This window comes from Microcystis sp. M049S2 (assembly GCF_020245625.1).
In the GTDB taxonomy this organism is placed as follows: Bacteria; Cyanobacteriota; Cyanobacteriia; order Cyanobacteriales; family Microcystaceae; genus Microcystis; species Microcystis ichthyoblabe_A.
The window spans coordinates 1-7,131 of record NZ_JADBUN010000034.1; the positions used below are offsets into that span (position 1 = coordinate 1).

General features: G+C 45.8%; 5 protein-coding genes, 1 tRNA gene and 2 pseudogenes. 2 read left to right on the top strand and 6 right to left on the bottom strand.

What is annotated here, in order from left to right; all coding sequences use genetic code 11:
* The first annotated feature begins 234 nt into the window (after positions 1 to 234).
* Positions 235 to 639, top strand: a complete 405-nt coding sequence (crcB, locus tag IM496_RS02700) for a fluoride efflux transporter CrcB (protein ID WP_287661169.1) — start codon at positions 235 to 237, stop codon at positions 637 to 639.
* 176 nt (positions 640 to 815) lie between these two features.
* Here the strand turns inward: crcB and IM496_RS02705 are convergent.
* Positions 816 to 990: pseudogene (locus IM496_RS02705) on the bottom strand (hopanoid-associated sugar epimerase); the annotation flags it as partial.
* 215 nt (positions 991 to 1,205) lie between these two features.
* On the opposite strand from IM496_RS02705, the gene IM496_RS02710 reads away from it, so the two are divergent.
* Positions 1,206 to 3,740, top strand: coding sequence for a glycogen/starch/alpha-glucan phosphorylase (locus IM496_RS02710; protein WP_287661170.1), 2,535 nt, complete (start codon positions 1,206 to 1,208; stop codon positions 3,738 to 3,740).
* Positions 3,741 to 3,825: 85 nt separating this feature from the next.
* Here the strand turns inward: IM496_RS02710 and IM496_RS02715 are convergent.
* The 5 genes and pseudogenes from IM496_RS02715 to IM496_RS02735 form a co-directional block, all read right to left on the bottom strand.
* Positions 3,826 to 3,899: transfer RNA gene (locus tag IM496_RS02715), tRNA-Asp, on the bottom strand.
* Positions 3,900 to 4,449: 550 nt separating this feature from the next.
* On the bottom strand, positions 4,450 to 6,012 hold the full coding sequence (locus IM496_RS02720) for an amidase family protein (RefSeq protein ID WP_287661172.1): 1,563 nt from the start codon (positions 6,010 to 6,012) through the stop codon (positions 4,450 to 4,452).
* A 102-nt stretch (positions 6,013 to 6,114) separates the two neighbouring features.
* Entirely contained in the window at positions 6,115 to 6,288 is a 174-nt protein-coding gene (locus IM496_RS02725; RefSeq protein ID WP_287661174.1) for a hypothetical protein, read from the bottom strand.
* A 44-nt stretch (positions 6,289 to 6,332) separates the two neighbouring features.
* Positions 6,333 to 6,980, bottom strand: a complete 648-nt coding sequence (locus IM496_RS02730; RefSeq protein WP_353737622.1) for an amidase family protein — start codon at positions 6,978 to 6,980, stop codon at positions 6,333 to 6,335.
* A 32-nt stretch (positions 6,981 to 7,012) separates the two neighbouring features.
* Positions 7,013 to 7,131 (bottom strand): annotated as a pseudogene (locus IM496_RS02735) (IS5 family transposase); the annotation flags it as partial.

Here is a 7,131-nt window from a genome sequence, read left to right on the forward strand (position 1 = left end):
GGTTAACAATTTGTAATATTCCTTGTTGACACCCTTACTGACAAAGAAAAAACTGAAATCAAGTCAGGATAAGGGTTGGAGTGCTTACTGCAAAAATTGTTAAGAAAGATCCCTATAAGGGATAGCTTATTAAGGGGGGCAGGGGGGATCGAACCTAAAATCCATTTTTAATTTAATTATAACTAGCTACTTAATTCTCCAATTTATTGACTATTTAAGGGCAGGACAGACAGCATGAATTTTTTCAGGGGACGTTATGGTTTATTCGTGGCGATTGGGGCTATTTTTGGGGCTTTGAGTCGTTTTTATATCGGAGAATTAATTACAAGTATCTTCGGTCAAGAATGGCAATTTTTGGGGACATTTTTTGTTAATCTTTCTGGCTGTTTAATTATTGCCTATATTTTTACTCTGGTTAAGGAAAATATTCGCATAATTGCCCCAGAATTAGGATTGATGCTTGTCACGGGTTTTTGTGGTTCCTATACAACTTTTTCCACCTATAGTTTGGAGGTTAACAAGTTTTTAGAGCAGGGAAACTTAACTTTCGGTTTAATTTACTGGTTGGGCAGTGTTTTTGGGGGGATGATTGCGCTTAAAATTGGAGTTATTTTAGCAAGAACAGGTTTTCCTAGATGAGTTATTAAATAGATTTTGCGTCTGATCCCCCCTGCCCCTAGGGTTGATTCATAGTAGGGTTGATTCATGAATCAACCCTACTACCTTGATAAGGGGGGTGTCTGACAACTTTTAACACCTAACTACTTAAGCATCTCAGCACAATTGAGACTATCTTTTTCCTTTCCTACTCAGTCTTAATAGGTAATGTCTCCATGGGTTTGAAACCAATTGATAGCATCAGCTAAAGCTTGTCTAATCGGCGATTGCGGTAAGCCCAGTTTCTTGCACTGCCTTCGAGGAATCTTAGTATATGGAATGTTTTGACATTTTCACGCCATCAAGGGGTATAGAGGGCGATTTTCCCAAGATTATCGCCCCGATAAAACCTGTTCCACCCGTCACAAAAGCACCCATTGCTCAAACTTTCCCCTGTTTTCGCTTCCTATCGGTAACTGAAATTTAATCACCTTAACTTTATTATTACTATACCTTAAATCTTAGTCAAGATTTAAGCTTTTCTTGATATAATTTTGGGTCGGGTTATCTTAGACTAAGAGCAGTCAATCTTCAGTAAAAACACTCCTATGGATCCATCTCCAGACACAACTTTTGTTTGTCCGATTATCATCGAAGACGACAGAACAGGATTAGACACAGAAACTATCCGACGAGCTTTAAGGGATAATTTACTCTATATTCAAGGTAAATTACCGGAATTAGCCAGCAAAAACGATCTTTATATGGCCCTAGCCTATACCATACGCGATCGTTTATTGCAGCGTTGGTTAACCACCCAACAAACCTATCTAAAAAAAGATGTCAGAACCGTTTGTTATCTCTCGGCCGAATTTTTAGTCGGTCCCCATTTGGCCAATAATTTAATTAATCTCGGCATCTACGAACAAGTCGAGAAAGCTGTAAGCGAATCGGGATTAAAACTAGAAGAATTAATTGCCCAGGAAGAAGAACCGGGGTTAGGAAATGGTGGTTTAGGTCGTTTAGCTGCCTGTTATCTGGATTCCCTTTCTACCCTAGAAATTCCGGCTATTGGTTACGGTATTCGCTACGAATTTGGTATCTTTGATCAAGAAATTCACGACGGTTGGCAGGTGGAAATAACCGATAAGTGGTTACAGTATGGAAATCCCTGGGAAATTGCCCGACCAGAATCATCGGTAGAGGTAAAATTTGGCGGTTATACCGAATCCTATACCGACGAAAATGGTAATTATCGCAGTCGTTGGATTCCCGATTATGTAGTCAAAGGAATTCCCTACGATACCCCAATTCTCGGCTATCGAGTTAACACCGCTAATACCATGCGTCTCTGGAAATCAGAAGCTTGTGAATCTTTTGATTTTGGTCGCTTTAATCGCGGCGATTATTATGGTGCGGTAGATAATAAAGTTCACTCGGAAAATATCAGTAAAGTTCTCTATCCTAACGATGAACCAATTCAAGGCAAAGAACTACGTTTAGAACAGCAATATTTCTTTGTTTCCTGTTCCCTACAGGATATGATTCGTATTCACTTACATGAGAACCCCAGTCTCAATAATTTTCATCAAAAATGGTCGGTACAATTGAATGATACTCACCCTTCTGTCGGGGTAGCTGAGTTAATGCGATTGTTAATTGACGTGCATCATTTCGATTGGGATAAAGCTTGGTTTATTACTCAAAATACCTTCGCCTATACCAATCATACTCTTTTGCCAGAAGCTTTAGAAAAATGGCCTTTGAGTATTTTTGGTCGTCTTTTCCCCCGATTAATGGAAATTATCTATGAAATTAACCATCGTTTCTTGGATAAAATTCGCATTATTTATCCCCAGGATGACGGCAAAATGTCCCGTTTATCTATAATCGATGAAAGCGGCGAAAAATACGTCCGTATGGCTCATCTCGCCTGTGTGGGTTCCCAGGCAATTAATGGGGTGGCAGCCCTCCATACAGAATTACTGAAAAAAGATGTTCTGCGCGACTTCTATGAACTCTTTCCCGAAAAGTTTAGCAACAAAACCAATGGAGTTACTCCCCGGCGCTGGATAGTTTCTAGTAATCCCCGCTTGACTTTTGCGATTACCGAAAAAATCGGCGAAAATTGGATTAAGCATCTGGAGGATTTACGCGGGTTAGAAAACTATGTGGATGATGGAGGATTTCGGGACTATTGGCGACGAATTAAATACGATATTAAGGCAGATTTAGCCAATTATATCGATAAAAAAGTCGGCATTAAAGTTGATCCTAGTACCCTCTTTGATGTGCAGGTAAAACGCATTCACGAATATAAACGGCAACATCTCAACGTCTTACATATCGTCACTCTCTATCATCGCCTCAAAAATAATCCCAATCTCGATATTACCCCCCGTACCTTTATTTTCGGTGGGAAGGCAGCCCCGGGTTATTTTATGGCGAAATTAATCATTAAATTGATTAATTCTGTGGCAGAAGTTATCGATAATGATCCGACAATTGGAGGACGGTTAAAAGTGGTTTTCCTCCCCGATTATAATGTCACCTTCGGTCAACGGGTTTATCCAGCTGCCGACTTGTCCGAACAAATTTCCACGGCTGGGAAAGAAGCTTCTGGAACCGGTAATATGAAATTTTCCATGAATGGGGCCTTAACTATCGGCACTCTCGATGGGGCAAATATCGAAATTCGTGAAGAGGTGGGGGCGGAAAATTTCTTTCTTTTTGGCTTGACAACCGAGGAGGTTTATGCTAAGAAAGCCGCCGGTTATAATCCCCAAGAATACTATTACCATAACGAAGAATTGCGGGCAGTATTAGACCTCATTGGTTCGGGATTTTTTAGCCGGGGTGATAGTAGTTTATTCCGCCCGCTTGTGGATAATCTTATCTACAATGATCCCTATATGTTACTGGCTGATTATCAGTCCTATATCGATTGTCAGGAAGGAGTCGGTCACGCTTATAAAGAGCAAGAACATTGGAGTCGTTTAGCAATTCTTAATGTGGCCCGCATGGGTAAATTCTCTAGCGATCGATCAATTCGGGAATACTGCGAGGAAATCTGGCGGGTACAACCGGTAAAGATTGAATTACCCGATTATACTCAAGCTAATGCCGGTTTATCGGTAAATTAGAACCAATCTAGGCAGTAGGATCCTCTTTATTTATTCTACTGCCCACAGCATAACCAGCCTTGGGCGACTCTAATCTAGATTTTTACGGGATTGACGGGGCTCGAACCCGCAACTTCCGCCGTGACAGGGCGGTGCTCTAACCAATTGAACTACAATCCCATTTTTGCGACAATTCTGATTGTAGCTTCATCATTAGGGTTATGTCAAGCACTTCTGGGAAAATTTTTTTAAGAGAGAGGGGAAGAAGGGAGAGGGGAGAAACAATCCATAACTTGTGAGTTAATCACACTAGCAGATTTGCTATGATCAGGGTTTGATTCGATTAATCAGCGATCGCTAATTTGAGTGCTTCTGGTCGTCTTATTTGCTAAACAGCATACATAATAAGGGTTGCAGCGAATTTTAAAAACCTTCCCTTAAAAAATTAAGGGAACGGTGAGTGCAAGGGTAAGTTCACCCCGAAAATTACGGGTGTGATACACCTCGAATAAAGCTAAATAAGGGCGTTCGCTCTTATAGCCTCTCCGTCGCTTCTTAAGGAAAAATGGACATCGTTTATATTGATGTCCATTCCCTCTCGCCACTTCGGAGCTAGGGGAGATTATTTTTCCCGAGCCATGTTTTTATTCGCGCTCGACCTGTAAATGATCGCCGCGGAGACGGGAATAATGAACCAACCCCGGCGGGAAGTTATCGAACCCTGCGACCCTCAGTCAGAAAGTTTACGTTTTAAACGGAAGCTCGCTAGAGCCAGCGTTCCTAATCCCAGCACGACACTGGGTTCGGGAACAGTAATCGTTTCGCCCGGTAGCGGCGGCGTTAAAGGGGAGGGACTACGGAGTAGGGTAGCCTGTTCGTAATCGTAGGCGTAAGAGATCAGCTTGCCCTCGTCGTAGGGTTTTCCGAAGAACGAGATCGCCGTGGGAAGTCCCGCCGAGCCGAAGCCCATCGGCACGACGATACCGGGAAACCCGACAGAAGCATAACCCGCTATCGTCGCTGGGCTAGGAATCCCCGGATAGGGTTGGAACGTCGGATCGCTAACCGAATAAACAGGGTTTCTAATCGGCGAGGCGAAATTGCTCTGGTACGGGAAAACCATCGCGTCGAGATCGAAGGCATCGAAAAGAGCCAATTGTATCCGCGTCGCTTCCGGTAGAAGGTTATCGATCAAGTTGATATAAGCCAGATCGCTCGTGGACGTGGTTAGAGAGCGCCGTAAAAGGTCGAGAACGCTATTTTCCACGGGCAGGGCCGAACTATTGACCACCGTTTCGTAAATGTTGATAAATTCGGCCACGGTTTTGGGAATACTCGGATCGGTGAAAGTGGCAAGGTAGGCTTCCCAATCCTCTTTAAAGCGATAATCGGCGATCCGACGAATGTTGGTACCCCCATTGCGGACATAGAAATTCAGGTAATCGGCGGTAAAATTAACCGGATCGATGATTACCGCGCCTAGTTCTGCGAGTTTATCGATCGCCGCCTCCGCAAGCGCGTCGATTTCCGGGTTGCCACCGAAGAAATCCCGAACCCCCCCGATGCGCGCTCCTTGTAGGGAACCCTGAACGAGAAAATCGGTATAGTCGGCGGGGATTTTACCCTGACTGTCGAGGGTGAGCGGATCGGCGGGATCGACTCCAGCGATAACGTTGAGGAGAAGTGCCATATCGGTCACGGTGCGTGCCATCGGCCCCGCAGTATCGAAAGTGAGGTTTTTCGGTGCGATGCCGTCGCGGCTGATCAGTCCCGTGGTGGGGCGCAAACCGACAATGCCGTTGAAAGACGCAGGTCCGCGTACCGAGGTACTGGTATCCGTGCCGATCGCCAGAACGGTTAAGTTCGCAGCCACGGCCGCCCCGGAACCGCTACTCGATCCCCCAGTATTGCGTTTGAAACTATAGGGGTTGAGCGTCTGCCCGTCGATCGTGTTATAGCTTCCCCCGGCGAACTCTCCCATCGCCGCTTTACCAAGAATAATCGCGCCCGCATCCCGGAGCGCTTTGGTAATAAAAGCGTCGTCTGGCGGGAGCGCGTTTTGTAGAATTACCGAGCCGTTAGAAGTGGGCAAATCGAAGGTATCGATATTGTCTTTCAAGAGGATCGGAATCCCGTGGAGAGGGCTTCGGGGTCCCTGTAATCGACGCTCGATATCGAGTGCTTCGGCGATATCGAGAGCCTGCGGGTTAACCGTAGTGATTGAGTTGAGTTTCGTCCCACCATCCTCGTAAGCGGCGATGCGGTTGAGATAAAGCTGTAAGCTAAGACGCATTTAAAGCACTTATTCTTAAGATTAGCCGAATCTCCCCCAATCCCTTTACTGTTGCCTCTTGCCTCTTGCCTCTTGCCTCGTCTCAACAAGCAATTTAAATGCTTAACAGCTTACTAACTGCCGCGAGGTTAACCCTGCATCGAAAGCGGCGTTAATTTCGGCTATCGTCGCTTCCTCTAGTTGGAAGGTCAACGCCTCCGCTGGTCGGGTAAAGGTTCCCAGAGCAGCCGTCCCAGCGAGAGCGACGACGAACATCGGCTTCATTTTTCCTAACATGGCTATAGTCTCCCAAAAGAGCTAAAAAAAGACAAGTACAAAGATTAATCCCGCTTTCTGACAACGGAAGCGCGTTTTAACTGGACTGCAAGCAGCCCGAAGGTTCCCAGCGCGAGTGCGACACTAGGTTCGGGGACGGTGATCGTCTCGCCGGGGAGAGGAGCGAACAGACTCGAAGGACGACGCGCGTTCGTCGCCTGCTCGAAGGCGTAGGCGTATCCCAGTAACTTCGGCTCACTGTAATCGGTTCCGAGGAACGAGATCGTCACGGGCAGATTATCGGGGGTAAAACCCGCCGGAACCTGAATATCGGGCAATCCAGCGATATTGGCGATATTCGTGGCCGAGGGACGGGTGGTACAAAGGTAGGTCGGATCGGTTAATCCGGGGAGCGGGGCGGGCGGACAGGAGGAAGTGGGATAGATAATCGCGTCGAGAGCATTGCCCGTGAAGAGATTCAAGGTCGTATTCCGCACGAGCGCCCGGCCGTTGGTCAATGCGTCGAGGTAATCAGGATCGGTGAGGGAAACACTCGCCTGTTCGGTTCTAAATAGGTTCAGACGGCCGGGATACTGTACGTAAAAGGGATTCGTTTCGGCAAGGGCGATAATATCCCCTAGGTTTTTCGGATAGCCGGGGGCGAGGGTGGCGAGGTAATCGGGAATCTGCGCTTTAAACTCTGGCCAGCGCACACGGTTATAAATTAGATCTCTTGCAAAAGTAATCAAGATATATCCTTTTGTCGGTAACGAAGTTCGTAATTGTAGATACCAGCAATCAAATTCAATCTCAGACCAAATCGCCGTCTGCGATTTCTGTATCTTGATGAAAGTATCCGAAATA

Bases quoted from the DNA above. Each gene is read 5' to 3' on its own strand.
- IM496_RS02720 (WP_287661172.1), bottom strand. From the start codon at position 6,012: ATGCGTCTTAGCTTACAGCTTTATCTCAACCGCATCGCCGCTTACGAG.
- IM496_RS02725 (WP_287661174.1), bottom strand. From the start codon at position 6,288: ATGTTAGGAAAAATGAAGCCGATGTTCGTCGTCGCTCTCGCTGGGACG.
- crcB (WP_287661169.1), top strand. From the start codon at position 235: ATGAATTTTTTCAGGGGACGTTATGGTTTATTCGTGGCGATTGGGGCT.
- IM496_RS02710 (WP_287661170.1), top strand. From the start codon at position 1,206: ATGGATCCATCTCCAGACACAACTTTTGTTTGTCCGATTATCATCGAA.